The 24,764-nt window shown below is 67.6% G+C and carries 19 protein-coding genes; 8 read left to right on the top strand and 11 right to left on the bottom strand.

Translation table 11 applies throughout. The annotated features are described in order from the left end of the window. Positions 1 to 21 precede the first annotated feature (21 nt). Genes F624_RS0123960 through def form a run of 4 tightly spaced genes read right to left on the bottom strand, consistent with a single transcriptional unit; the run spans position 22 to position 2,785 of the window. Positions 22 to 759 (bottom strand): AzlC family ABC transporter permease, encoded by a 738-nt coding sequence (locus tag F624_RS0123960; protein WP_019576914.1) that lies wholly within the window; start codon positions 757 to 759, stop codon positions 22 to 24. Positions 760 to 773: 14 nt separating this feature from the next. Then, positions 774 to 1,733, bottom strand: coding sequence for a methionyl-tRNA formyltransferase (fmt, locus tag F624_RS0123955; protein ID WP_031256097.1), 960 nt, complete (start codon positions 1,731 to 1,733; stop codon positions 774 to 776). Positions 1,734 to 1,760: 27 nt separating this feature from the next. Beyond that, positions 1,761 to 2,279 (bottom strand): hypothetical protein, encoded by a 519-nt coding sequence (locus F624_RS0123950; RefSeq protein WP_019576912.1) that lies wholly within the window; start codon positions 2,277 to 2,279, stop codon positions 1,761 to 1,763. Next, positions 2,279 to 2,785 carry a peptide deformylase gene (def, locus tag F624_RS0123945; protein ID WP_031256093.1) on the bottom strand — a complete coding sequence of 169 codons (507 nt, stop codon included), beginning with the start codon at positions 2,783 to 2,785 and terminating at the stop codon, positions 2,279 to 2,281. Before def ends, F624_RS0123950 begins: the two co-directional genes overlap by 1 nt. A 169-nt stretch (positions 2,786 to 2,954) precedes the next feature. Here def and F624_RS0123940 point away from each other — a divergent pair, with 169 nt between their 5' ends. The 3 genes from F624_RS0123940 to F624_RS0123930 all read left to right on the top strand — a co-directional run bounded on the left by F624_RS0123940 (position 2,955) and on the right by F624_RS0123930 (position 6,034). After that, entirely contained in the window at positions 2,955 to 4,244 is a 1,290-nt protein-coding gene (locus F624_RS0123940; RefSeq protein WP_019576910.1) for a LysM peptidoglycan-binding domain-containing protein, read from the top strand. Between the two features lie 42 nt (positions 4,245 to 4,286). Continuing rightward, complete coding sequence (gene dprA, locus F624_RS0123935; RefSeq protein WP_031256092.1) at positions 4,287 to 5,459, top strand: DNA-processing protein DprA; 1,173 nt, start codon at positions 4,287 to 4,289, stop codon at positions 5,457 to 5,459. A gap of 68 nt (positions 5,460 to 5,527) precedes the next feature. Continuing rightward, positions 5,528 to 6,034 carry a Smg family protein gene (locus F624_RS0123930; RefSeq protein WP_019576908.1) on the top strand — a complete coding sequence of 169 codons (507 nt, stop codon included), beginning with the start codon at positions 5,528 to 5,530 and terminating at the stop codon, positions 6,032 to 6,034. A 48-nt stretch (positions 6,035 to 6,082) separates the two neighbouring features. Here F624_RS0123930 and F624_RS0123925 read toward each other — a convergent pair whose 3' ends face one another. The 5 genes from F624_RS0123925 to F624_RS0123905 form a co-directional block, all read right to left on the bottom strand. After that, positions 6,083 to 8,500: a DUF1631 domain-containing protein gene (locus F624_RS0123925; RefSeq protein WP_019576907.1), complete on the bottom strand. Its 2,418-nt coding sequence runs from the start codon at positions 8,498 to 8,500 to the stop codon at positions 6,083 to 6,085. Positions 8,501 to 8,532: 32 nt separating this feature from the next. After that, positions 8,533 to 9,486: a protein translocase subunit SecF gene (gene secF / locus F624_RS0123920; protein ID WP_019576906.1), complete on the bottom strand. Its 954-nt coding sequence runs from the start codon at positions 9,484 to 9,486 to the stop codon at positions 8,533 to 8,535. A gap of 62 nt (positions 9,487 to 9,548) precedes the next feature. Further along, positions 9,549 to 11,435: a protein translocase subunit SecD gene (gene secD / locus F624_RS0123915; RefSeq protein ID WP_019576905.1), complete on the bottom strand. Its 1,887-nt coding sequence runs from the start codon at positions 11,433 to 11,435 to the stop codon at positions 9,549 to 9,551. 83 nt (positions 11,436 to 11,518) lie between these two features. Next, positions 11,519 to 11,854, bottom strand: a complete 336-nt coding sequence (gene yajC, locus F624_RS0123910; RefSeq protein ID WP_019576904.1) for a preprotein translocase subunit YajC — start codon at positions 11,852 to 11,854, stop codon at positions 11,519 to 11,521. Between the two features lie 243 nt (positions 11,855 to 12,097). Continuing rightward, on the bottom strand, positions 12,098 to 15,691 hold the full coding sequence (locus F624_RS0123905; RefSeq protein ID WP_031256089.1) for an indolepyruvate ferredoxin oxidoreductase family protein: 3,594 nt from the start codon (positions 15,689 to 15,691) through the stop codon (positions 12,098 to 12,100). Positions 15,692 to 16,035: 344 nt separating this feature from the next. Between F624_RS0123905 and F624_RS0123900 the strand changes: the two genes are divergently transcribed. From F624_RS0123900 to F624_RS0123885, 4 genes are all read left to right on the top strand, one after another. Next, positions 16,036 to 17,442 (top strand): alkaline phosphatase, encoded by a 1,407-nt coding sequence (locus tag F624_RS0123900; RefSeq protein ID WP_019576902.1) that lies wholly within the window; start codon positions 16,036 to 16,038, stop codon positions 17,440 to 17,442. 38 nt (positions 17,443 to 17,480) lie between these two features. Then, positions 17,481 to 18,917, top strand: coding sequence for an alkaline phosphatase (locus F624_RS0123895; RefSeq protein WP_019576901.1), 1,437 nt, complete (start codon positions 17,481 to 17,483; stop codon positions 18,915 to 18,917). Next, entirely contained in the window at positions 18,917 to 19,654 is a 738-nt protein-coding gene (locus F624_RS0123890) for a hypothetical protein (protein WP_019576900.1), read from the top strand. The genes F624_RS0123895 and F624_RS0123890 overlap by 1 nt, the downstream gene beginning before the upstream one ends. 112 nt (positions 19,655 to 19,766) lie before the next feature. Further along, the gene (locus F624_RS0123885; RefSeq protein ID WP_019576899.1) at positions 19,767 to 20,270 is read left to right on the top strand and encodes an Lrp/AsnC family transcriptional regulator; all 504 of its coding nucleotides are present in this window, start codon (positions 19,767 to 19,769) and stop codon (positions 20,268 to 20,270) included. Between the two features lie 43 nt (positions 20,271 to 20,313). On the opposite strand, the gene F624_RS0123880 is transcribed toward F624_RS0123885, so the two are convergent. After that, positions 20,314 to 22,221: a PhoX family protein gene (locus F624_RS0123880; RefSeq protein ID WP_019576898.1), complete on the bottom strand. Its 1,908-nt coding sequence runs from the start codon at positions 22,219 to 22,221 to the stop codon at positions 20,314 to 20,316. 133 nt (positions 22,222 to 22,354) lie between these two features. Next, positions 22,355 to 23,596, bottom strand: coding sequence for a murein transglycosylase A (mltA, locus tag F624_RS0123875; RefSeq protein ID WP_084679637.1), 1,242 nt, complete (start codon positions 23,594 to 23,596; stop codon positions 22,355 to 22,357). A 190-nt stretch (positions 23,597 to 23,786) separates the two neighbouring features. Here mltA and F624_RS0123865 point away from each other — a divergent pair, with 190 nt between their 5' ends. Beyond that, entirely contained in the window at positions 23,787 to 24,440 is a 654-nt protein-coding gene (locus tag F624_RS0123865) for a YiaD family glycine zipper/OmpA-like lipoprotein (protein ID WP_031256081.1), read from the top strand. Positions 24,441 to 24,764 lie beyond the last annotated feature (324 nt).

Raw genomic sequence — 24,764 nt, 5'->3', positions numbered from 1 at the left:
GGTGCTTTCGAGCGATGCGCTTCAGTGGGGGGCGCCGGCCGGGCGCTGGGGTTCAAAACGCTCCAGGCTCAGGCACAGCAGCACGGCGATCGCGATGGCCGCCACGATGTTGAGCTTGAGCGGCAAGGCATAGGCCACCACGGCCGCCACGCCCGCCACGCCGACCGCCACCAGCCGCAAGCGGGTGCTGGCCAGCGAACACAGGATGCCGATCAGGCAGAGAATGCCCGCAAAGCCCAGCCCCCATTGGGTGGGAATGAAATTGGCCGCCACCACACCGACCAGGCTGGCCGAGATCCAGCTGCCCCAGTTGACTGCGCAGTTGCCGGCCAGATAGGCCGTCTGGGCCAGGCGCTCATCAGCGGTCGCGCCCGGCTTGGGGTACTGGCGGGTGAACAGCACATAGGTCAGATCGGCCGTCAGGTAGCCATGCATCAGGCGCTCCCAAAGCGGCAGATGCATCATGTACGGGCGCATGTGCAGGCTGAACACCACAAAGCGCAGGTTGACGCAAAAGCCCGTGGCCAGGATGACCCAGGCCGGCGCGCCGGCCACCAGCAGCGGAATGGCCGCCAGTTGCGAACTGCCGGCAAACACCAGCAGGGTCATGAGCACCGACTCGAACACGCTCATGCCCGACTTGACCATGGCCACGCCCGTCATCAGCCCCCAGGCGGCAATGCCCGGGGCCTGGGGCCACATCTGGGCCATGCCGGCCGAGAAGGCCGGGTGGCGGTAGTGGGTGGGGCGCAGAAACATCGGGGCGTCCGGACTCAGGCAGCCGCGCCCAGCACGGCACCCACCTGCAAGGGGAAGCCGCGCAGAAAATCAGCCACCGGCAGGCGCTTGCCGCCGGCGCGCTGCAGCACGTCCAGGCGCAGCCGGCCGTTACCGCACTGCACCAGCACACCGCGCTCATCCACCGCCAGGATGCGCCCCGGAGTGTCACCCTCGCCGACCTCTGGCGTGGCGGACCAGACCTTGATCACCTCGGCCCCGAGCACCGTCTGGGCGCCCGGGAAAGGATCGAAGGCACGCACCCGGCGGCCAATGACCTCGGCCGGGAGAGCCCAGTCGATCGCGGCCTCGGCCTTCTCGATCTTGTGCGCGTAATTCACGCCCTCCGCCGGTTGCGGCACGGCGCGCAAGCCGCCACAGGCGGCCAGCTCCAAGGCTTCGACGATCATCCGGCCGCCCAGGGCGGCCAGGCGGTCGTGCAAACCGGCCGTGGTTTCGGTGTCGGTGATGGGCAGGCGCTCCACCAGCAGCATGTCGCCCGTGTCCAGGCCGGCGTCCATCTGCATGATGGTGACGCCGGTCTCGGCGTCACCCGCCTCGATGGCGCGGTGGATGGGGGCGGCCCCGCGCCAGCGCGGCAGCAGCGAAGCGTGGATGTTCAGGCAGCCCAGGCGCGGGGTGTCCAGCACCCACTGCGGCAGGATCAGGCCGTAGGCGGCCACCACCATCACGTCGGCCTGGGCCGCCAGGATGGCCTCGCGTCCCGCCGCCGCTTCATCGGGGTACTTGCCGTCGAGCCGCAGGCTGCGCGGCTGGGCCACGGCCACGCCCTGCTCCAGCGCCCATTGCTTGACGGGTGAGGGTTGCAGCTTCAGGCCCCGACCGGCAGGCCGGTCGGGCTGGGTGAGCACCAGCGGTACCTCGAACCCGGCGGCATGCAGCCGCTCCAGTGCCACACGGGCAAACTCCGGCGTACCGGCAAAAATCACTCTCATGCGTTCAGCGCCGCCCGAGGGCGGGTGTCATCCACGGTGGTGCCCATTGGGCGGGTTGCGAACCGGCTGGTAGACCACGCGGCGCAACACGCCTTGGGGATCCAGGTGCAGGTAGGCATAGAAAGGTTCGTTGAGATCGAGAAACTGGTAGACCCAGACCGTGCCCTCGAAGCGGGCCACCTGGTCGACGCGCAAGGGCTGGCCATACAGCAGGCGGATGTCCTCGGCCCGGGTCTGGTCGATCACCATGTCAGTGTCGATGCGGCTTTTCAGCAGGGGTTGGTCCACACGCTGCAGCCGGCCTTCGGTATCCAGGTCCAGGTTGTAGACCGTCACCCCGGCGGGCAGAAACGAGTACTGCAGCCGCTCGCCCTGAGGCAGGGGGTAGCTGGCCGTGGGCGCGCCCAAGCGAGTCAGCACCTCAGCCCGGGTCGAGCCCAGCGGCTGCGACATCGGAAAGCGCGGCCCCACCCCGCCGGCGCAGCCCGCCAGGCCCAGCGCCAGCAGGCACGAAGCCAGACCGTGCCAAGCCCGGAGCAGCCTCATCAGCGGGCCTCGCGCTGCAGCTTGAGCATCTTGGTCTTGATGCGGTTGCGCTTGAGCGGCGACAGGTATTCCACGAACACCTTGCCCAGCAGGTGGTCCATCTCGTGCTGGATGCACACCGCCAGCAGGCCCTCGGCACTGATCTCGCGCGACTGGCCCTGGGCGTCCTGCGCCTTCACACGCACCGCGGCCGAGCGCTCGACGCCGTCGTAGATGCCCGGCACCGACAGGCAGCCTTCATCACCCACGTGGTGCTCTTCACTGGCCCAGGTGATTTCGGGGTTGATCAGCACCAGGGGCTGGTCGCGGTCCTCGGACACATCGATCACGATCAGGCGCTCGTGGAAATCCACCTGGGTGGCGGCCAGGCCGATGCCCTTGGCGTCGTACATGGTCTCGAACATGTCGGCAACGCGTTGTTGCAGGCGCTCGTCAAACACGGTGACGGGCTTGGCCACCTTGTGCAGGCGGGGGTCGGGGTAACAGAGAATAGGTAGAAGAGCCATGGCGTTTCGCAGCAGTTGTCGCTATTTTCGCCACTTTTGGCTGGCCCCTCCGGGCCAGGGTTCATTTTTCATTGCCCAATCAAGGGCTTGGGCGCAAAATCTGACCCGTTTTGTGACGTTCCGCCGGGTTAAAGCCGAGCTTTGACGGCGGACCCCGGGAGCTGCAGGAATGCCAAAAGACCACCACCATCAGCCCGTGCGCAGCGACCGACGGCTGATCACGTTCTCCGCCCTCTCGATGCTGGGCCTTGCCACTGCGCCCGCCTGGGCGCAGCGCTACCCCATCACCAGCGACCAAAAAGCCAGTGCCCAACAAGCCGCCCAGAACGGCGTTCCCGAAGGCGAACTGGCCACCGACGCCCCCAACACCTACACCGTCAAAGGCGGCGACACCCTGTGGGGCATCTCGGGCGTGTTCCTGAAAAAGCCCTGGCGCTGGCCAGCGCTGTGGGGCATGAACTTCGAACAGATCAGCAACCCGCACCTGATCTACCCCGGCCAGACCCTTTACCTGATCCGCCAGAACGGCCTGGCCCGCCTGAGCCTCAGTCCCGCCGACGGCTCTGCCGACATCCCTACCGTGCGTGTGTCCCCGCGCTCGCGCTACGAATCGCTGGCCGACAACGCCCTGCCCACCTTGCGCAGCCATTTGATCGAGCCCTTTCTGGCCGAGCCCGTGGTGGTCGACGAAAACACCCTGCTGCAGGCGCCCCACATCGTGGCCGCCCAGGACGACCGGGTGTTGATGAGCCGTGGCGACCGCGCCTACGCCCGGGGTGAAGCCAGCACCCCACTGCTGATGAACCCAGGCATGCCCCGCGACTTCCGGGTGTTCCGCAGCGCCACCCCCATCAAGGACCCGAACGACGGCAAGATCCTGGGCTACGAGGCCCAGTACCTGGGCCGCGCCCGCCTGATCCGCGCCGAAGGCGCACAGGACGAGCCCGACGACACCCCGGTCCTGCGCGAATTCCCGGCCAGCAACGTCAGCGAGGGCGGCTACCCGGCCGCCAAGAAGCCGCCGCCACCGACCGAGGTCATCCCCGCCTCGATCGACATCACCTCGATCAAGGAAGAGATCCGCGCTGGCGACCGGCTGCTGCCCGAGCCGCCCCGCCAGCTGATGAACTACGTGCCACGCGCCCCCCTGGTGCCCACCGAGCGCGGCCGCGTGGCCTCGATCTATGGCAGCGCGGTGGCCAATGCGGCGCAGAACCAGATCGTGGCCATCAACCTGGGCACGCGCGACGGCATCGAACCCGGCCATGTGCTGGCCATCCTCAGCGAAGGGGCCCGACTGCTGGACACCAGCGACGGCTCGCGCGTCAAGATGAAGCTGCCCGACGAACGCAACGGCCTGCTGATGGTGTTCCGTTGCTTCGACCGCATCTCGTACGCGCTGATCCTGGAGATCAAGCAGGCCGTGCGGGTGGGCGACCGCCTGGTCAACCCGCGCTGATCGCGGCCCCCCACCGTCGGTGCCCGTGTACCCGCCATGGCGCTGCAACGCGAAGAACTCCAAGCCTGGCTGCGCCTGACGCTGAGCCCGGGCGTGGGCAACCAGAGCGCCCGGCGCCTGCTGGCGGCCCTGGGCTCGGCCGAGGCCGTGTTCGAGGTCACGCCCAGCCGCCTGAACGAACTCGTCACACCCGCCCAGGCCCGGGCCCTGAGCCAGCCCCCCGCAGGCCTGCAGGCCCTGCTGGAGCACACCTGGCGCTGGTTGCAGACCCCGGCCGAAGGCCTGTGCCACCAGGTGCTGACCCTGGGTGACCCGGCCTACCCGGCCGACCTGCTGCAACTGGCCGATCCCCCTCTGATGCTGTATGCCCTGAGTGGCCAGCCGCTGCCACGCAGCGACGGGCCGCTGCAGGCCGTGGCGGTGGTGGGCAGCCGCAACCCCAGCGCCCAGGGCCTGGAGAATGCACAGGCCTTTGCCCCCAGCCTGGTCGGCCAGGGCTTCTGCGTGGTGTCCGGCCTGGCCCTGGGCATTGATGGGGCAGCGCACGAAGGGGCCCTGAGCGCCGCGACCGGCAGCGCAGACGCCGCCTTGTGGCCCACCTTGGCCGTGGTGGGCACCGGCCTGGACCGCGTGTACCCACGCCAGCACCGCGACCTGGCCCACCGCGTGGCGTTGCAGGGGGTGATGCTGAGCGAGTACCCGCTGGGCACCCCGCCCCTGGCGGCCAACTTCCCCAAACGCAACCGGCTGATCGCGGCCTTGTCGCGCGGCACCCTGGTGGTGGAGGCCGCGCTCGCCTCGGGCTCACTGGTCACGGCCCGGCTGGCTGCAGAACAGGGCAAGGAGGTGTTTGCCATCCCCGGCTCCATCCACTCACCTCAGTCCAAAGGCTGTCATGCCTTGATTCGACAAGGCGCCAAACTGGTGGAGACCGTGCACGACATCCTGGAAGAACTGCCCGCGGCCTCAAGCCATCCCGTGCAGCTGGGCCTGCCGATGGCTCCCAGCAGCGAAGAGGCCGACAGCGATGCTGAGGCCGACAGCGCCGACGAGGTGCTGGTCGCCCTGGGCCAGGAGCCCTGCACGCTGGACACCCTGCAAGCCCGTTGCGGCTGGCCCACCCCGGCGCTGCAGGCCCGGCTGCTGACGCTGGAACTCAACGGCCAGCTCAGCCGCCTGCCGGGTGGGCGCTTTCAGCGCATCGGCATGGCTTGAAAGGCAACGAAAGCGCCAGCCTCGGCAGGCCCCAAGGGCCGTCTGGCGAACTCGGCTATATTGCCCGGATGATGGATGTTCTGGTCTTTGTGTACGAAAACTATGGGCGCAGCGACGCCTGCCCCGAACTGACGCAGCTGAGCCACAAGCTGACAGCGGTCGGATTCGAGTCGGAGGAGATCGAGCAGGCACTCGACTGGCTGGAGGATCTGCAACAGACCGCCGCGGGCATGCGCGCCGTGGTGCCGCGCCATGGCAGCAGCACACCCCCGCTCACCCGCCCCCGCGTGCAGGCGGCGCGCCACGACAGCGTGCGCGCCTACCTGCCGCGCGAGATCGAGCACCTGGGCTCCGAAGGCCTGGGCTTTCTGCTGTTCCTGCAGGCCGCCAAGGCCCTGCCGACCGAGCTGCACGAGGTGGTGATGGACCGCGCCACCGCCGCGCACGACCGCCCGCTGACCCTGGACGAGCTGAAGATCATCATCCGCATGGTGTTCTGGCAGTTCGACCACGAGCCCTGCGCCCTGGTGCTCGACGAGCTGTGCCACGACCGCAGCACGCAGACGCTGCACTGAAAGCGCATTGACGTCTTGAAAGGGCCGCCAACGCGGCCAGCCCCGGCCTCAGTTGAGCAGGCGTTCGGGATTGGCGTCGAGCTTGGCCAGGGCGTCGCGGGTGGCCCGCAAGGTGAGGGTCTCTTCCTCCTGGGGCACCATCAGGCCGGCCTGCAGGTAGGCCGCCAGGCGGCGCAGCTGGATCAGGTAGCTGGTGCCATCCATGGCCGCAAACAGGTGCAACTGGCGCCGGTCGCTGCGCCAGGCGTACTGCACCTGCTTGACCGAACCGTTGTGGTCCAGCGAGAACCAGAGCCCGGTCTGCAGCTCCAGAGCCCAGGCCAGCATGTCCTCGCTGGGCTGGGTGCCTCCGCCAGCCACCACGGTGAGCGCGGCGCCATCCACCCCCAGCATCACCTCCAGGCTTTCGGCATCCAGCGGCAGCTCGTCCAGCCCCTCTTCGGTGACGTAGTCTTCCAGGTGGGTCAGGCGCTTGGCCATCGCATCGATGGTGGCCTGCGGGATGGCCTCGGTCTTGGACAGGAAGGCATCGGCCAGGGTCTCGCTGAGGATCTTGATGTGCGCCTCTTGCGGCGCCCCGGTCACCCCCAGCATGGCCAGGCCCTTGCGCAGGTGCTGCAGCAGCATGGGCAGGTCATGGATGACGCGGGCGCGGTCAGACCGGTTGGGCTTGGCACTGGCGGCCCACACCAGATCGGCCGCAGCCTTCTTGAACGCCACCGTGCTCTCGTGCTGCGGGCCGCTGCGCACCGCCGACAGGGCCAGCACCTCGGACCACACCTTGAACAGGAAATCGCGGATCTCGTCGCGCACCGGCATGTCCTTGAGCATGTTGCGCATCTCGATGGTGTACTGGATGGCCAGCGCCTCTTTCTGCTCGACCTGCTGGGCCACGGTCACCAGACGTGCCGTCTTGCCTTTTTCGGTCAGGAAGCGGTTGAGGAATTTCTGGAACTCATCGTGCACCAGCTGGAACACGCGACGACCGGTCTCGGGGTACTGCTCGATCACCTGCACCACGCGCCGGATCTCGGCCTCCAGGGCAGAGTCGGCTATTGCGTTGTCGTCAAAGCCCAGCACGCACGAGCCCATGCGGTCGATCAGCAGGCGCGCCGGGTGGCTGAGGTTGTCAAAGAACTCGGGCTCGGCCAGGGCCACCCGCAGCACGGGCACCTGCAGCCGGGCAAACCAGACCCGGATCGCCGGCGGCAGGCGCTCCTCGGACAGAATGCTCTGGAACATCAAGGCCACGATCTCGATGGTGGCTTTTTCAGCCGGGTTGGCCGTCTTCTTCTTGAGCTCGGCCGACTTGTCGCGCAAGGCGCCGGCTGCAGCCGCCACTCCGGCCGGTGTGGCCTCCATCATGAACAGGTTCTGCACCGCAGCCATGCGCTGGCCGATACCCCCCATGCTGGCCCCAGTGGTCAGCATGGGCGTGAGGGCCTGGGCCAGAGCCTCGCTGGCCGGTGCGCTGCCACGGACCGCCATCAGCCCCTGCGCCAGGCCCGCACCGCCCCCCGCCTCCACAGAGCCCAGGCTGAAGCCCTGGGAGGACAAGGCGGCCACGGCGGGTACATCGCCCACAGAGCGCACCAGCAGGCGCTGCAACTGGCCGATCAAGCCATGTGCCCGGGCCCGAGCGCGCATCAGCGGCGAGCTGCCGGACAGCAACTGGGTCTCATCACCGGTGGCGCGAGCCGCCTGCATGCGGGCCGAGCCGTCACCGGAAGCACCGGGCCGGCCGCTCAGCTCAGCATTGGCCGACACCGGGACCGCGCCCGAAGCACCCGCGTCCATCACCCCAGGTGAGGCGGGCGCACGCTTGACGCGGCTGCGCAGATCATCGGACGCGACCACGCCACGCTGCTGCAACCATTGGTTGGCCTGGCGGTAAGCCTCCTGGATCTGGGGCGCCAGGCTCTCCTTGAGGCGCTCGGACAGCAGCAGCAGAACCTCGCGGTTCAAGCCGCTGGCCACCCATTGCTCGATCAGGTGCTGGCACAGGGTTTCGGGTCGCAGCACGTCGTCGGCGCTCAGATCCCCCCCCCGCGGCAGCTCCTGCAGCTTGCCACGCAACTCCTGAAAGCCCGCACCTACACGATCAGACAGGGCCTGGGCCATGCGCGAGGCGGTGATCTGGTTGTCGAGCACATCGTCGCCCACCAGCTGCAGGTTCATCATGTCGAGCGGCTCGGCACGCGGTGCTGCCGAGCCGGGCGGATGCAAGGCCTTCAGCCAAGCCGCCTGCAGGCCTTCGACGAAGGCCTTGCGGTGTTGCTGCCAACCCAGCCAGGCATCGCGGTGCATCTGCATGTCGCGCGCCGTGCCGGTCTGGCTGGCCAGTGCCAGCAACTGGGTTTCGCAGCCCTCGGCCAAGGCAGGCAGACCCTGGACCAGCACATCCACAAAGCGGCGGCGCACCTGGGCGCCCAGCTCTGGGGGGGGTGGAGAGGGGCTGAAGACCATCGCAGGGCCGTGAGGAACTCAGAGACGGGAACTCAGACCGTGGCACCCGCGTTCGGATCGTCTGGGTCGCCTTCCTTGCGCACCGGGCCCTTGATCAGGTCCTCGCGCTTGATGCCCAGCCACATGGCAATCGCCGCGGCCACGAACACCGAAGAATAGATGCCGAACAGAATGCCGATGGTCAGGGCCATGGCAAAGTAATGCAAAGTCTGGCCACCGAACAACAGCATCGACAGCACCATGATCTGGGTCGAACCGTGGGTGATGATGGTGCGGCTGATGGTGGAGGTGATCGCGTTGTCGATGATCTGCACCGTGTTCATCTTGCGAAAGCGCCGGAAGTTCTCACGGATCCGGTCGAAGATCACCACCGACTCGTTGACCGAGTAACCCAGCACGGCCAGCACCGCGGCCAGCACCGCCAGCGAGAACTCCCACTGGAAGAAGGCAAAAAAGCCCAGGATGATGACCACATCGTGCAGGTTGGCGATGATGGCGGCCACCGCGAACTTCCACTCGAAGCGGAAGGCCAAGTACACCATGATGCCCAGCACCACCATGCCCAGGGCCTTGAGGCCGTCGTGCGCCAGCTCTTCGCCCACCTGTGGGCCGACGAACTCGGTGCGGCGCAGGCTGGCTTCAGCGTCCAGCGCCTTCAGGGCGCCCATGACCTTGTCGCTTTGCTGCGCCGAGCTCACGCCCTTCTGGGCCGGCAGGCGGATCATCACGTCCTTGGAGCTGCCGAAGTTCTGCACCAGCACATCGTCAAAGCCCAGGCCGGTGACGGTGCTGCGCACCTTCTCGAGCTCGGGCGCCTGCACGTAGGCCACGTGCATCACCGTGCCCCCGGTGAACTCCACCGACAGGTGCAAGCCCCGGGTCAGCAGGAAGAACACCGCCGCGGCGAAGGTGAGAAAGGAAATCACATTGAACACCAGCGCGTTCTTCATGAACGGGATGTCTTTGCGGATCTTGAAAAATTCCATCGCTTTGTCCTTGCTGGGCCAGCACCCGACCCCGGGGCTGGCCGTTCATCAGTCTTGCGGGCTCAATCGGCCTGGGCCACGGCCGTGCCGTCGCCATCAGGGCGCCACACCGTGCCAATGGCCACGGACTTGAGCTTCTTCTTGCGGCCATACCAGAGGTTGACCAGGCCACGTGAGAAGAACACGGCCGAGAACATCGAGGTCAGGATGCCGATGCAGTGCACCACCGCAAAGCCCCGCACCGGGCCCGAGCCGAAGGCCAGCAGGGCCAGGCCCACGATCAGCGTGGAGATGTTGGAGTCCAGGATGGTGGCCCAGGCACGGTCGTAACCGGCATGGATGGCCGCCTGCGGCGAGGCGCCGCTGCGCAGCTCTTCGCGCACGCGCTCGTTGATCAGCACGTTGGAGTCGATGGCCATGCCCAACGCCAGCGCCATGGCCGCAATGCCCGGCAGGGTCAGGGTGGCCTGCATCATCGACAGCACCGCCACCAGCAGCAGCAGGTTCAGGCCCAGGGCCAGACAGGAGAACACGCCGAACATCATGTAGTACAGGCACATGAAGGCCACGATGACCAGGAAACCCCAGGTCACGCTGTGAAAGCCCTTGGCGATGTTCTCAGCCCCCAGCGTGGGGCCGATGGTCAGCTCTTCGATGATCTCCATCGGAGCGGCCAGCGAACCGGCACGCAGCAGCAGCGAGGTGTCGGTGGCCTCCATGGCGGTCATGCGGCCCGAGATCTGCACCCGGCCGCCCCCGATTTCGGAGCGGATCACCGGCGCGGTCACGATCTCACCCTTGCCCTTTTCGAACAGGATGATGGCCATGCGCTTGCCCACGTTCTCACGCGTGACGTCCTTGAAGATGCGCGAGCCCTTGGCGTCCAGCGTCAGGTTGACGGTGGGCTCCTGGGTCTGGCTCTCGAAGCCGGGCTGGGCGTCGGTGAGGTTCTCACCGGTCAGCACCACCTGCTTCTTGACCACCAGGGCCTGGCCGTTGCGGTCGGGGTAGCGCTCGCTGCCGAAAGGCACCGGGCCGCGGCCAATGGCGGCGGCGCCAGCGTCCGAGCTTTCGTCGACCATGCGCACTTCCAGGGTGGCAGTGCGGCCCAGGATGTCCTTGGCCTTGGCCGTGTCCTGCACGCCGGGCAACTGCACCACGATGCGGTCCTGGCCCTGCTGCTGGATCACCGGCTCGGACACACCCAGCTCATTGATCCGGTTGTGCAGGGTGGTGATGTTCTGCTTGAGCGCCATCTCCTGCACCTTGCGCGCGGCCTCGGGCTTGAGGGTGGCAGTCAGCTTGAAATCGCTGCCATCGGGCGACTCGACCATCTGCAGATCAGGCAGCTGGTCGGCGATCACCGCGCGGGCGGCCTGCAGGGTCTGGGTGTCGCGGGCGCGCACCTCGACCGTCTGGCCGTTGCGGGAAATCCCGCCGTGGCGCACGTTCTTCTCGCGCAGCAGGGTGCGGATGTCGCCCGACAGGGATTCGGCCTTCTTGGTCAGCGCCGCCTCCATGTCGACCTGCAGCATGAAGTGCACGCCACCGCGCAGGTCCAGGCCCAGGTACATCGGGGCCGCGCGCACGGCACGCAGCCATTCGGGCGTGCTCGACAACAGGTTCAGCGCCACCACATAGGAGGGGTCGTTGGCATCGGGCACCAGGGCGTGCTGCAGCGCATCCTTGGCCTTGAGCTGATCGTCGGTGGTGTTGAAGCGGGCCTTGACGGAGTTGCCGTCAAAGCTGGTGGCCTCGGCCTTCAGGCCGGCCGCACCAAGCACCTCATCCACCCGCTTGAGCATGGAGGCATCCAGCTTGAGGGTGGCCTTGCCCGAAGACACCTGCACCGCGGGCGACTCGCCAAAGAAATTGGGCAGGGTGTAGAGCACCCCGAAGAGCGACACGATCAAGATGATCGCGTACTTCCAGACCGGATAACGGTTCATGATCGCGCTGGTACCTGACTAATGAAGAGACGCAGTGACCGCCCGCCTGGGGCTGGGCCACTGCCGGAATCGCACGGTAAGACTTACTTCACCGAGCCCTTGGGCAAGACCTGCACCACAGCGCTGCGCTGGATCTGCACTTCAACGCCGGCGGCCACTTCCAGGCTCAGATGGGTTTCGCCCATCTTGGACACCTTGCCCAGCAGGCCACCCGAGGTCACCACCTCGTCGCCCTTGGCCAGCGCGTCGATCATGGCGCGGTGTTCCTTCTGGCGCTTCATCTGGGGGCGAATCATCACGAAATACAGCACCACGAACATCAGCACCAGAGGCAGCATGCTGGTCACCGACGACATGATGTCGCCGCCACCGGCGGCAGCAGCGGGGGCAGTCTGGGCAAAAGCGGAAGAAATGAACACTGAAGACTCCACAGGGGGTAACAAATAAATAGGAAAGCCCGCAGGCTGACCGCAGCAAGGCGGGCAGGCGGGTGCTGGCAAGATTGTATGTCGGGCCGCTGCGGCGGCAATCGGGGCGCCAATGCCCCCACGGCATGGCCGGCCCGGGCCGCGCCCACAGGCCGGCCCGGCGCAAAGCCGAGCCGGGTTGAGGGCCTTTCGGCCAGGGTGGCCAGGGCGAGGGCCCCTCGCACCCAGGAGAGCTCAGGCCGCCTTGCGTGCGGCACTGCCCTGGCGCCATTCAGCCAACAGCTGGCTCCAGCGCTGGCGCGCCGCGGCCAGGTTGCGCTCCTTGACGTGGCCATAGCCCTTGATCTGCTCGGGCACCTGGGCCAGATCGAGCGCCAGGGCATGGCGCTCGGCGCTCAGGCCGGCGCACAGTTCCTCCACCAGCGCCTGGTATTCGGCGATCAGGGCGCGCTCGGTGCGGCGCTCTTCGGTGCGGCCAAACACATCGAAGGCCGTGCCGCGCAAGCCCTTGAGCCGGGCCAGCAGGCGGAAGCCGGTGAGCATGGCCGGCCCGAAAGACTGCTTGACCAGGTGGCCCTTGGCGTCCTTTTTGGCGAACAGCGGCGGCGCCAGGTGGTAGTTGAGCTTGTAATCACCCTCGAACTGCTCCCCGATGCGGGCCAGGAAGGCCGGATCGCTGTGCAGGCGGGCCACCTCGTACTCGTCCTTGTAGGCCATCAGCTTGAAGGCCTGGCGGGCCACGGCTTCGCTCAGCGCGGTCTTGCCCAGGGCCGCCTCGGCCTGCTGCACCCGGCCCACCAGGGCGCGGTAGCGCTCGGCATAGGCGGCGTTCTGGTAGGCGGTCAAGAATTCGACCCGGCGCGCCACCAGCGACTCGACCGTCTCGCGGGGTTTGAACTGCACCACCTGGCTGGGCGCCAGCACCTGGCGCACCAGCGCCGGGTCGTGCGCGGCCAGACGGCCCCAGTGGAAGGCCGTCTTGTTGGCCTCGACCGCCACCGCGTTGAGCTCGATGGCGCGGGTCAGGGAGGCCAGGCCCAACGGAATCCAGCCGCGCTGCCAGGCATAGCCCAGGATCATGGGGTTCACATACAGGCTGTCGCCCATCATGCGGGTGGCCAGGGTTTCAGCGTCGAAGGCGCCCAGGCCTTCGCCCACCGCCCGCGCGATCTGGGCGGCGCAGGCCTCGGCCGGGTTCTGCCAGTCGGTGTTGCGCACAAAGGCCGCGGTGGGCGTGCTGTGCGAGTTGAGCGCCACATGGGTGCGGCCCTCGCGCATGCGCATCAGGGTTTCCTTGCCGGCGGCCACCAGGGGGTCGCAGCCCAGGATCAGGTCGGCCGCGGCCATGCCCACCCGGGTGGTGCGGATGTCGTCCTGGCGCTCGCCGATCAGCACATGGCTCCAGGTGGCGCCGCCCTTCTGGGCCAGACCGGCCGCATCCTGGGTGACGATGCCTTTGCCTTCCAGGTGGGCGGCCACGCCCAGCAGTTGCCCGATGGTGATGACCCCGGTGCCCCCCACACCGGCCACCACGATGCCCCACACGCCACCGTGCTCGGGCGTCAGGGTGGGCAGCGTGGGCTGGGGCAGTTGGGCCAGTTCGAACGGCGACGGGGCCTGGCCCTTGGCCTTCTTCTTGAGCTGGCCGCCCTCCACCGTGATCAGGCTGGGGCAGAAGCCCTTGAGGCAGGAGGTGTCCTTGTTGCAGCTGCTCTGGTTGATGGTGCGCTTGCGGCCGAACTCGGTCTCCAGCGGCTCCACGCTCAGGCAGTTGGACTGCACGCCGCAGTCGCCACAACCTTCGCAGACCAGCTCGTTGATGACCACGCGCTTGGCCGGATCGACCAGGCTGCCGCGCTTGCGGCGGCGGCGCTTCTCGGTGGCGCAGGTCTGGTCGTAGATGATGACGGTGGTGCCGCTGAGCTCGCGGAACTCGCGCTGCACCGCGTCCAGGGTGTCGCGGTGCTGGATGGCGATGCCCGCGGGCAGGCCCTGCACGCTCTCGTACTTCTCGGGCTCGTCGGTGACGATGGTGATCTTCTGCGCCCCTTCGGCGCGCATGCTCTGGGCGATCTGGACCACCGAGTGGCCCTCGGGGCGCTCGCCCACCTGCTGGCCACCGGTCATGGCCACCGCATCGTTGTAGAGGATCTTGTAGGTGATGTTGACGCCGGCCGCGATGCTCTGGCGCACCGCCAGCAGGCCGCTGTGGAAGTAGGTGCCGTCGCCCAGGTTGGCGAACACATGCTTTTCGGTGCTGAAGGGCTGCTGGCCCGTCCAGGGCACGCCCTCGCCGCCCATCTGGGTGAAGCCGACGGTGGCGCGGTCCATCCAGGTGGCCATGAAGTGGCAGCCGATGCCGGCCATGGCGCGCGAGCCCTCGGGCACCACGGTGCTGGTGTTGTGCGGGCAGCCCGAGCAGAACCAGGGCTGGCGGTCAGCACCCTTGACGCCTGCCACCTCGATCACGTTCAAGGCGCTCTGCTTGGCCTCCAGGATGGCCAGTTGGGCGTCGATGCGTGCCGTCAGGTCGGCGCCGGCGGGCAGCAGGCCCAGGCGGCGCAGGCGCTTGGCGATGGCGCGGGCGATCAGGGCCGGGGTCAGATCGGCATTGGCGCGCAGCAAGGTGTTGGCCGTGGGGTTGGGGCGGGCCCACTCGCCGCCGCTGAAATCACCCTCGCCCTCGTCGAACTTGCCCACCACGTTGGGGCGCACATCGGGCCGCCAGTTGTACAGCTCTTCCTTGAGCTGGTACTCGATGACCTGGCGCTTTTCCTCGACCACCAGGATCTCCTGCAGGCCGGTGGCGAATTCACGCGTGAGCTGGGCCTCCAGTGGCCACACCACGCCCACCTTGTGCAGGCGGATGCCGAGCGCGCGGCAGGCGTTGTCGTCCAGCCCCAGGTCCAGCAGGGCCTGGCGGGTGTCGTTCCAGGCCTTGCCGCTGGCCATGATGCCCAGGCGGTCGTTGGCTCCCTGCACGGCGGTGTAGTTGAGGCGGTTGGCGCGGATGTAGGCCAGGGCGGCGTACCACTTGGTGTCGAACAGGCGCGCTTCCTGGTCCAGGGCATGGTCGGGCCAGCGGATGTGCACGCCGCCCGGGGGCATCTCGAAGTCGGTGGGGATCTGGATCTGCACCCGGTCCGGGTCGATCATGGCGGTGGCGCTCGACTCGACGATCTCCTGGATGGTCTTCAGGCCCGACCACACGCCGGCGTACCGGCTCAGGGCAAAAGCATGCAGGCCCAGGTCCAGGATCTCCTGCACCGTGGACGGGAAGAACACCGGAAAGCCACAGGCCTTGAAGATGTGGTCGCTCTGGTGGGCGGCGGTGGAGCTTTTCGAGATGTGGTCGTCACCGGCCACGGCGATCACCCCCCCCCAGGGCGTGGTGCCCGCCATGTTGGCGTGCTTGAAGACATCGGAGCAGCGGTCCACCCCCGGGCCCTTGCCGTACCAGATGCCGAACACGCCGTCGAACTTCTGCGTGCCGGCGGGGGCAAAACCCAGTTGCTGGGTGCCCCACAGCGCGGTGGCGGCCAGCTCTTCATTGACCCCCGGCTGGAACACGATGTTCTGCGCCTTCAGGTAGGGGCTGGCCTTGACCAGGGCCTGGTCGTAACCCCCCAGGGGCGAGCCCCGGTAGCCACTGATGAAGCCCGCCGTGTTCTTGCCCATCTGGGCATCGCGCAGGCGCTGCAGCATGGGCAGCTTGACCAGGGCCTGCACCCCGCTCATGAAGGCCCGACCGTAGTCCAGGCTGTATTTGTCATCCAGCGTCACGGTTTCGAGCGCACGGCGGATGTGTTCGGGCAAAGGGGCATTCATGGCTTGTCTCCTGGCGGGCCGACTCGGGCGGCCCTGGGCGGGAATTTGTCAGAGGGTGACAGGCGGTAATAAACGCGACCGCCGGCTCGGGAAAGTGTATGCGGCCTGCCCTGATAAGTCTTTGCGAATAGTGCCCAGGAAAGGCTTTTAAAATTCAATATCTTTCTAAATATCGCCTTAAAAGAAAGATTATTTCAAAATCAGAAAAGAGTCAGCAATCTACAAAATGATGACGACGCTCCTGGATTCACCGAATACCAACACACGGGCCAAGGCTGTCACAGGGCTTTCATGAAGAAGTTACAAATTTGAAGACTTTGTAAAGACCCCTTGCGGAGTACCTCATGAAATCCTGGTTGATCGCGTCCACCCTGGCGGTGGCCACCCTGACGGCCTGCGGCGGCAGCAGCAGCACCCCGCCCAAGAACGTGCTGTTCTTTCTCGGCGACGGCATGGGCCTGACCACCCTGACCGCTGCCCGCATCTACGCGGCCGGCGAAGACGGCAGCCTGACCATCGACACCCTGCCCGAAAGCGCCTTCGTCAAGACCTACTCGGCCGATGCCCAGGTCACCGACAGCGCCCCCTCGATGTCGGCCTACATGACCGGCGTGAAGATGAACAACGAAGTCATCTCGATGAGCCCGGACACCTCGGCCTACAACAAGACCAGCTTTGCCGACTACGTGTCGGGTGCCGACAGCACCTGCCCCACCAGCGGCAATGGCAGCAGCGTGCCCACGCTGCTGGAGATCGCCAAGTCCAAGGGCCTGGCCACGGGTGTGGTCACCACCACCCGCATCACCCACGCCACCCCGGCCGCCACCTACTCGCACATCTGCCACCGCGACGGCGAAAACGCCATCGCCGCCCAGATGGTGCCCGGCGGCAGTGGCTTCAACACCGCGCTGGGTGACGGCGTGGACGTGGTCTTCGGTGGCGGCCTGCGCCACTTCCAGCCCAAGGGCAGCACCGGCAGCAGCCGCAGCGACAGCCGCGACCTGGTGGCCGAGATGAAGAAGGCCGGCTACAACTTTGCCGGCTCGCGCACCGAGTTCAACGCCCTGCCCGCCAGCGGCAAGCTGCTGGGCCTGTTCACGTCCAGCCACATGTCCTACGACCTGGACCGCGACAGCAGCAAGGAACCCAGCCTGGCCGAAATGACCACCCGCGCCATCGACCAGCTCAAGGGCAACTCGAACGGCATGTTCCTGATGGTGGAAGGCGGCCGCATCGACCATGCGCTGCACGAGACCACCGCCCGCAAGGCCTTGCAGGACACCGTGGCCTTCGACAACGCCATCAAGGCCGCCATCGACAAGATGCAGGCCCTGGACCCGGGCCTGAAGAACACGCTGATCGTCGTCACCGCCGACCACGACCACACCCTGGTGCTCAACGGCTACGCCGCCCGCACCGGCAAGACCTCCGACAGCAACCCTGGCGTGCTGGGCCTGCTGCGCAGCTATGTGGACGGCCTGCTGGCCAAGGACACCGGCGGCAACCCCTTCACCATCATCGGCTTCGGCAACGGTGAGAACCGCCAGGCCACCCGCACCGCGCTCACCGACGCCCAGGTGTTCGACAAGACCTACCACCAGGAAGCCACCATCCCGGTGGCCGCCGGCAGCGAGACCCACGGCGGCGCCGACGTGTTCCTGGGCGCCATCGGCAAGGGCGCCGAAAGCTTCACCGGCGTGATCGAGAACACCGCCGTGTTCGGCCTGATCCGCAACGCCATGGGCCTCTGATGAGCGCCGCCACACACCCCAGATCTGGAAACACTGCCATGAACCCGTTGAACCTCTCCCTGCCCCGTGGCCCGCGCTTTGCACACCGCCTGCTGGCCCTCACCCTGGGCGCCCTGTGCGCCGGCCAGGCCTTCGCCGCCGGTGAAGCCAAGAACGTGATCTTCTTCCTCGGTGACGGCATGGGCCCGGTCACCGTCACCGCCAGCCGCATCTACAAATACGGCGAGTCGGGCCAGCTGACCATGGAAACCCTGCCGCGCACCGCCCGCATCAAGACCTACTCGCTGGACGCCCAGACCACCGACAGCGCCCCCTCGATGGCGGCCTACATGACCGGCGTGAAGATGCGCAACGAAGTGCTGTCCATGGACGGCAACACCCAGGCCATCAAGCCCGGCGCCGACACCAGCGTGAGCCCCAGCGTGAGCAACGCCATCAACAACTGCCCGGCCAGCGGCAACGGCGCCAGCGTGCCCACGCTGCTGGAACAGGCCATTGCCGCCGGCAAGGCCACCGGCGTGGTGACCACCGCCCGCCTGACCCACGCCACCCCGGCCGCCACCTACTCGCACATCTGCCACCGCGATGCCGAGTACCACATCTCGCGCCAGGCCGTGCCCGGTGGCGCCGGCTTCAACACCGCGCTGGGCAAGGGCGTGGACGTGATGCTGGGCGGCATCAGCTACTTCTGGCGCCCCTTCAACGCCAGCACCACGCCCAAGGGCCGCCCCGACGGGCGCGACCTGGTGGCCGAGATGCAGGGCCAGGGCTACACCTTCGTGAACGACCTCGCCAGCCTCAACGCAGCCCCCAACGGCCGCCTGCTGGGCCTGTTTGATCAGGCCCTGTCGCAAGGCCACATGTCCTACGAACTGGACCGCGATCCGGCCAAGGAGCCCAGCCTGGCCCAGATGGCCACCAAGGCGGTGGACGTGCTGTCGAAAAACAGCAGCGGCTACTTCCTGATGGTCGAAGGCGGCCGCATCGACCACGCCCTGCACGGCACCAATGCCAAGCGCGCCCTGGCCGACACCATCGCCTTCGACGACGCCATCAAGGCCGTGCTGGCCAAGGTCGACCTGAGCAACACCCTGGTGGTGGTGACGGCCGACCACGACCACACCATGGCCTTCAACGGCTACTCGCACAAGGGCAACGACATCCTGGGCAAGAGCACCAACAACCGCACCAAGCAGACCGCCCTGGCGGCCGACGGCAAGCCCTACACCACCCTGGTGTTCGGCAACGGCGGCGGCCCGCGCAAGTCGGTGCGTGACGACCTGAGCAACGTCGACACCTCGGGCAACAAGGACTACCTGCAGGAAGTGGGCGTGCAGCTGGGCAGCGCCGGCTCGGAAACCCACGGCGGCGGCGATGTGATGCTGTTCGCCACCGGCGCCGGCAAGGCCCCGTTCAAGGGCACGCTGGACAACACCCGCGTGAACGCCCTGGTGCGCCAGGCCTTCGGCTTCTGATGCGCACCCACACCGCATCGCGCCGCCACCTGCTGCAGGCCGCACTGGCCTGCGGCCTGGCCGCCGCAGCGCCCTGGGCGACGGCCCAGAGCACGCCACAAGCTGGGGCCCAGGGTGGGGCCCAGGCCGTCGGCTCCGGCCCCAGCCTGGACCTGCAGGTGCGCCACACCAGCGTGTCGCTGGGCGCCGATGGCGTCAAGCGCACCGCCGAGTTCAGCGAGCGCGTGCACCGCCGCCCACAGATGGTGTGGATCGAACGTGTGATCCCGCCGCACGCCCACTCGGACGAAGAGCACGCCAAGGGCCACAAGGCCCACAAGCACCTGGACGTGGCCGCCGCCGCACGCTGGGTCACCCGCGACGAGCGCGGCGAGCCGCGCCTGCGCCTGGTGTCGGCCGAAGACAAGGTGGTGATCGACATCGCCCGCACCGACTACGGCAACGTGGGCTTCGATGGCTCCTGGCCCGCCGCCTGGCACCTGATCGACCCGGCCGTGCTGCAGCAGCTCAAGGCCGCCGCGCCGGTGGGCGACACCACCACCTACACACGCCAGGAGGCCAACAACCGCCTGACCGTGGTCTGGAACCACAAGCTGATGGTGCCGGTGAGCGTGGAGTCCAGCGGGCCCCAGGGCTCGCGCAAGACCGTGGTGCAGGCCATCCCGGCCCCCGCCACCCCACCCTGGACGCGGCTGGATGGCTACGGCAAGAAGGATTACTCCGACTACCTCGACTGAGCCCCTGGATTCAGCCCCCGAAGGCCGGCGCCCTGCGCCGGCCTTTCTTTTTGTTTGTCGGCTATGCTGCGGCCCTCACCCCAACCGATCGACCTTTTCGCCCCCTCAGCCCGTGGACTCCCTCGACAAATTCGACATCGCCATCCTGAACGAACTGCAATCGGATGCCCGGGTGACCAACGCCGAGCTGGCGCAGCGCGTGGGCCTGTCGGCGGCCCCCTGCTGGCGCCGGGTGCGGGCGCTCGAAGAGGCGGGCTTCATCAAGGGCTACCGGGCCGAGATCGACCGGCAAAAAATCGGCCTGGGCGTGCTGGCCTTTGTGCGGCTGGATGCCGAGCGCAACACCGGCGACGCCACCAAAAAGCTGGAGGACGCAATCCGCCAGTTGCCCGAGGTGATCAGCTGCCACTACATCAGCGGCACCGGCACCTTCGAGCTGCAGGTGGTGGCCCAAGACCTGGACAGCTTTTCGCGCTTTGCGCTGAAAAGCCTGATCAACCTGCCCAATGTGAAAGACCTGCACACCAGCTTCTCGCTGGGCGAGGTCAAGGCCAGCAGTGCCCTGCCCCTGGGGCACCTGACACCGGCCGGCGGCAAGGCCAGCAGCCCGCGCTGACCCAACCAGAGCGCCCGCCGAGAAGGTCCGTCTAAATGGCTGATCAGGCCTTGGGCGTGAACCCGGTCAGGTAGCCGACCGAGGCGCCGAAGCGGTCCTTGAAATTGGCGCGCACCAGCGGGTCCAACGTGTCCTTGACCTTGTCATGCAGCGGCTTTTCCCAGTCGCCCGGGTGCTGGAAGTTGCTCATGACGTAAGTCCAGCCGTTGATCTCGTCCACCGCATGCAGGCCGGTCGACTCGGCCCCCGAGGGGCACGACAGGATGCGCGTGAGCTGCTTCGTGTCGACGTGGTAAGCCCACAGGAAGTTGTTCACGTGCATGCCGCTGTCCTCCCCGATGAACAGGGTGCGCAGCTTCTCGGAGAACTTGATGTTGTCGGGGTTGGCGATGTGGTCGGCGTGCGCCAGGTTGCCCAGCGCATCGGGGGTCTTCAGGTCCACGCCCACCAGGGCGGCTGGCGGCTCCATGTGGGTGGACACCCATTCGCTGTCGATCGCTTGGCCGCTGCTGTCCTTCTGGCCGCCTTGCAGCACGTGCTCGTACACCGCGCCCGCCTTGGGGCCCTGCACCCGGATGCCACCCGAACCATCGAGCATGCTGGTCTGGATGTAGGACATGGCCGAGTAGGCGCGCTTGTCCTTGGCATTGACCGTGGTGCCCTCCATCTTGGTGAAGCCCAGGCTGCCGCCCACCAGGGCGGCGTAGCGGTGGGTTTCGAGGAAGGCGGCGGCCTTCTCCATGCCGGGCTTGAGCTTGACCCAGTTGAACTTGCCGTTGAACGGGATGCGGGTGTAGTTGGCGTCGGCCGGGTCGCTGGTCTTGACGTCCATGATGTCGCCGGGGCGGATGCCGCCGTCCACCAGGGCGCGGATCTCGGCGCTGGTCGCATGGCCCAGGCGGATCCAGCCGATGTCACCCGCACCCGCGCCCACGCCGGAGGTCTGCTTCCAGGTGGCCACGTACAGGGTGCCGGCCGAGAGGTCGCGGGCCCGGTCGGCCACGAACATGAACAGGCCGCCGTTGGTGGCGTCATCGCCCATCAGGGCGGTGCGCTCGTCGGGCATCACCTGCACCAGCTCGTGCGAGATGCGGCCCATGCAGTAATGCTTGGCGATGCGGCCCGTGCCATCGGGCAGCACCGTCACCTCGGGCAGGTGGCCGTAGTGGTAGGGGTTGGCCTTGGCGGCGTCGCCATACAGGTTCTGGCTGAAGGCCTTGAACTGGGCGTTGCTGGCCAGGGCGAAGGCATCGGGTTCGTACTCTTCGCTGGACAGGTGCGTGTTCCAGGGCGACAGGCTGGCGCCGCAGGTGATCCACAGGCCCTGCACCGAGGAGGTGTCCACGTTGTGGTACTTGACCACGCTGAGCGCGCCGGTGGCGGGGTTCTGGTCCAGCGTGATCACGGCGATGGGCGAAGGCAGCTGGCCGTAGGTGGCGGCGCCGGCCTGGTTGCGCGTGGCGTACTCGAACTGCACCACGGCAAACACCGTGTTGCCCTTGACCCCTGCCACCTGGGCTTTGGGCAGGGTCAGCAGCGAGGAGCCATCGGGGCAGTCAGAGTAGAAATGGCGCTCGCGCCCGGGCAGCGAGCGGTCCAGGATGGGCTGGTTGCGGATGTCGTAGTACCCGCCGGCCAGCACCTGGCCGCCCTGCCCGTCGGGCAGCATCTCGCCTGTCATGAAAAAGGGCTGGTAGGCCAGGGCCTGGGTGCGCTGGCTGCCGTCGGCCAGGGTCACGCTCAGGGCCGACTGCACCGTGGTCGTGGCCATGGCCTGGGGGTTGGCCAGCGTGGGCGCCGCCATGCCTTCAAAACGCACCGAGCGAAAGGCCGCGGGGCGCGCCGCCGGGGCGCTGGCGCAACCCGCCAGCCCCCCCAGGGGGAACAGGGGGGCGGCGGCCAGGGCACGCAGCAGCTGGCGGCGTGAAGCGGTGTGTGAATCTGCAGACATGGGGCAAACTTTCCGGTAGGGGTTGGCGAGAGCAAGAGCGCGGGCCAAGACGAGCCCAGCCAAGCCGGGCAGCCTAGGCCGAGGTCATGACAACTTCATGACGAGCACAGCCGAAAAGACCGCACCGCGTGCCTCAGCGCGGCCACAGCGCCCACAGGCGCAGCGGCTGCTTGAGCCGCCCAGCCAGCTCGCCTGCATCGGCCCCCCAGCCGGCAAAGTAGTCGGCCCGCACCGCGCCGATGATGGCGCTGCCGGTGTCCTGCGCCAGCACCAGGCGCTGCAGCTGGGCCGTGGGCCCGCTGGAGGCCAGCCACATGGGCGTGCCGTAGGGGATGTTCTGCCGGTCCACCGCGATCGAGCGGCCCGGCGTCAGCTCCACACCCTGGGCGCCGCGCGGGCCCTGGCTGGCGTCGCTGGTGGACAGCGCCTCTTCGCGGAAGAACACATAGCGCGGGTTGCTCCACAGCAGCTCGTTGGTGCGCTGCGGGTTCTGCGCCAGCCACTGGCGGATGCCGGGCCAGGTGGCGTCGCGGGTCTGGCCCTGGTCGAGCAGCCAGCGGCCCACGCTCTTGTAAGGCTGATCGTTGGTGCCGGCAAAGGCCAGGCGCACCAGGCGTTGCGAGCCATCGGGCTCGGTGATGCGCAGCCGACCCGAACCCTGGATGTGCAGCACCAGGGCCTCCACCGGGTCGGCGATCCAGGCGATCTCGCGCCCGCGCAGCGCGGCCTGGGCCTCGGGCAGGGTGTCGATCTCCTGGCGCGTGTACCAGGGCCGGCGCTGGTTGAGGGTGGCAGGGGCACGGTACAGGGCCACGTTGTAGCCGTTGCCGGGCAGGCGGCTGGCCGGGATCACGGGCTCGTAGTAGCTGGTCAGCAGGCCCTCGGCCTGCCCGTCCAGGCTCTCCACCCGGTAGGGTTGCAGGCGGCGCACCAGCCAGCCCAGTTGCTCTTCGGGCGTGGCGATGCTGAGCTGGCGCACCTCGCCGCACAGCGGGGCAAACACCGGGCCGGGGCGCTCGCAGCTCTTGATCCAGGCGTTCCAGGCCTCGAACAGCGGGTCTTGCCCCAGGCCGGGCAGCTCGGCCCAGCGCACCGGCACCCAGCGGCTGTTGCCCTGCACACGCGGCGGGGGCAAGGGGCGGCTTTCGTCTTCGCTCAGCGTCCAGCCCGGCAGGGGGGTGGCGGGTTCGCCGGGCGTGGCCGGGGGGGTGGCGGGGGCCGTCGGGCTGCTGGGGGGTGGGCTCGCGCACGAAGCCAGCATTCCTACAATGACGGCCATCACCGCCTTCCACAGGAGTCTTTTCATCATGGGTCTGATTTTGCTTGAAGCCCTGCTGGCCTTGCTGGTGCTGGTGGCGATTGTCTGGTGGACCATGTTTTCGGGCCGCCGCGGCGGCGAACCGGCGCGTGCCGAGAGCGCTGAAGCCGAAAAACCACACAAAAAATAGCACTTTGGGCACGGCACTGCGCCGCAATTGCGCTTACAACGCGGGTTCGCCGTCCGTTTCAGGGCGGTCTGTAGATTGGCCGGACATCGGTCTGTTGGATCCAGGAGAGAACCCATCATGCGCAAGAACACCCCATCCTCATTGATTCTGATCCCCGTGCTGGCCGTTGGCCTGCTGAGCGGCTGCGCCGACATGAGCGAGAACCAGCGCCGCACCGGCGCCGGTGCCGGCATCGGCGCCCTGGCCGGCGCGGTGCTGAGCTCGGCCACCGGCGGCAACGCCGGCACCGGGGCCGTGGTAGGGGCCGGCATCGGCGCCCTGGGCACCTACATCTGGTCGCGCCACATGGACGAGCAAAAGCGCGCCATGGAGCAGGCCACGCAGGGCACCGGCGTGACGGTGGTGCAGACCGCAGACAACCAGCTCAAGCTCGACATCCCGAGCGACATCTCGTTCGACACCGGTAGCGCCGTGGTCAAGCCCAACCTGCGCCCCATCCTGGACCGCTTTGCCGAGGGCCTGCGCAACAACCCGCGCGCCGAGGTGCGCATCGTGGGCCACACCGACAGCACCGGCAGCGATGCGGTGAACAACCCCCTGTCGCAAGACCGTGCCGCCAGCACGCGCGACTACCTGGTGGCCCGTGGCGTGCCCTTCGACCGCTTCATGGTCGAGGGCCGGGGTTCTCATCAGCCGGTGGCCAGCAATGACACCGCGGATGGGCGGGCGCGGAATCGGCGGGTGGAGATTTTTGTGGGTGAGAAGGGGTAACTTTTCATCCTGCGGATTGAGGCGGGCTGCATCTGGATGATGTGCCTTGTCCACTTGGTTGTGGTCTTGTTGCGCCGCTTCGCTCTGGTCCCTTTGCGCTTCGTTTGAGGGCGGAGGCCGGGATTGCGCCCCGGCGGGCGCCTCACTTTCTTTGTCTCGCCAAAGAAAGTAAGCAAAGAAAGGCGACCCGACGTGCACGCCCTGCTGCGCAGGGTCCGCTGCGCTGCTCAACTTGGGCGGGGTCTCGCTAAACTCGCTGCGCTCAAACAGACGCGAGCCCTTTATCCGCCCAAGTCTGCGCTGCTCGCCGTGCCCGACGGGAGG

The organism is Curvibacter lanceolatus ATCC 14669, from assembly GCF_000381265.1.
Classification (GTDB): domain Bacteria; phylum Pseudomonadota; class Gammaproteobacteria; order Burkholderiales; family Burkholderiaceae_C; genus Curvibacter; species Curvibacter lanceolatus.
The sequence above is the reverse complement of the archived record's forward strand: the minus strand, read 5'-3'. Positions and strand labels throughout refer to the sequence as shown.

Coding starts and splice junctions, on each gene's coding strand:
- F624_RS0123960 (WP_019576914.1), bottom strand. CDS start 759: ATGTTTCTGCGCCCCACCCACTACCGCCACCCGGCCTTCTCGGCCGGC.
- fmt (WP_031256097.1), bottom strand. CDS start 1,733: ATGAGAGTGATTTTTGCCGGTACGCCGGAGTTTGCCCGTGTGGCACTG.
- F624_RS0123950 (WP_019576912.1), bottom strand. CDS start 2,279: ATGAGGCTGCTCCGGGCTTGGCACGGTCTGGCTTCGTGCCTGCTGGCG.
- def (WP_031256093.1), bottom strand. CDS start 2,785: ATGGCTCTTCTACCTATTCTCTGTTACCCCGACCCCCGCCTGCACAAG.
- F624_RS0123940 (WP_019576910.1), top strand. CDS start 2,955: ATGCCAAAAGACCACCACCATCAGCCCGTGCGCAGCGACCGACGGCTG.
- F624_RS0123930 (WP_019576908.1), top strand. CDS start 5,528: ATGATGGATGTTCTGGTCTTTGTGTACGAAAACTATGGGCGCAGCGAC.
- F624_RS0123925 (WP_019576907.1), bottom strand. CDS start 8,500: ATGGTCTTCAGCCCCTCTCCACCCCCCCCAGAGCTGGGCGCCCAGGTG.
- secF (WP_019576906.1), bottom strand. CDS start 9,486: ATGGAATTTTTCAAGATCCGCAAAGACATCCCGTTCATGAAGAACGCG.
- secD (WP_019576905.1), bottom strand. CDS start 11,435: ATGAACCGTTATCCGGTCTGGAAGTACGCGATCATCTTGATCGTGTCG.
- F624_RS0123905 (WP_031256089.1), bottom strand. CDS start 15,691: ATGAATGCCCCTTTGCCCGAACACATCCGCCGTGCGCTCGAAACCGTG.
- F624_RS0123900 (WP_019576902.1), top strand. CDS start 16,036: ATGAAATCCTGGTTGATCGCGTCCACCCTGGCGGTGGCCACCCTGACG.
- F624_RS0123895 (WP_019576901.1), top strand. CDS start 17,481: ATGAACCCGTTGAACCTCTCCCTGCCCCGTGGCCCGCGCTTTGCACAC.
- F624_RS0123890 (WP_019576900.1), top strand. CDS start 18,917: ATGCGCACCCACACCGCATCGCGCCGCCACCTGCTGCAGGCCGCACTG.
- F624_RS0123880 (WP_019576898.1), bottom strand. CDS start 22,221: ATGTCTGCAGATTCACACACCGCTTCACGCCGCCAGCTGCTGCGTGCC.
- mltA (WP_084679637.1), bottom strand. CDS start 23,596: ATGGTCCACCAGACAATCGCCACCAGCACCAGCAAGGCCAGCAGGGCT.
- F624_RS0123865 (WP_031256081.1), top strand. CDS start 23,787: ATGCGCAAGAACACCCCATCCTCATTGATTCTGATCCCCGTGCTGGCC.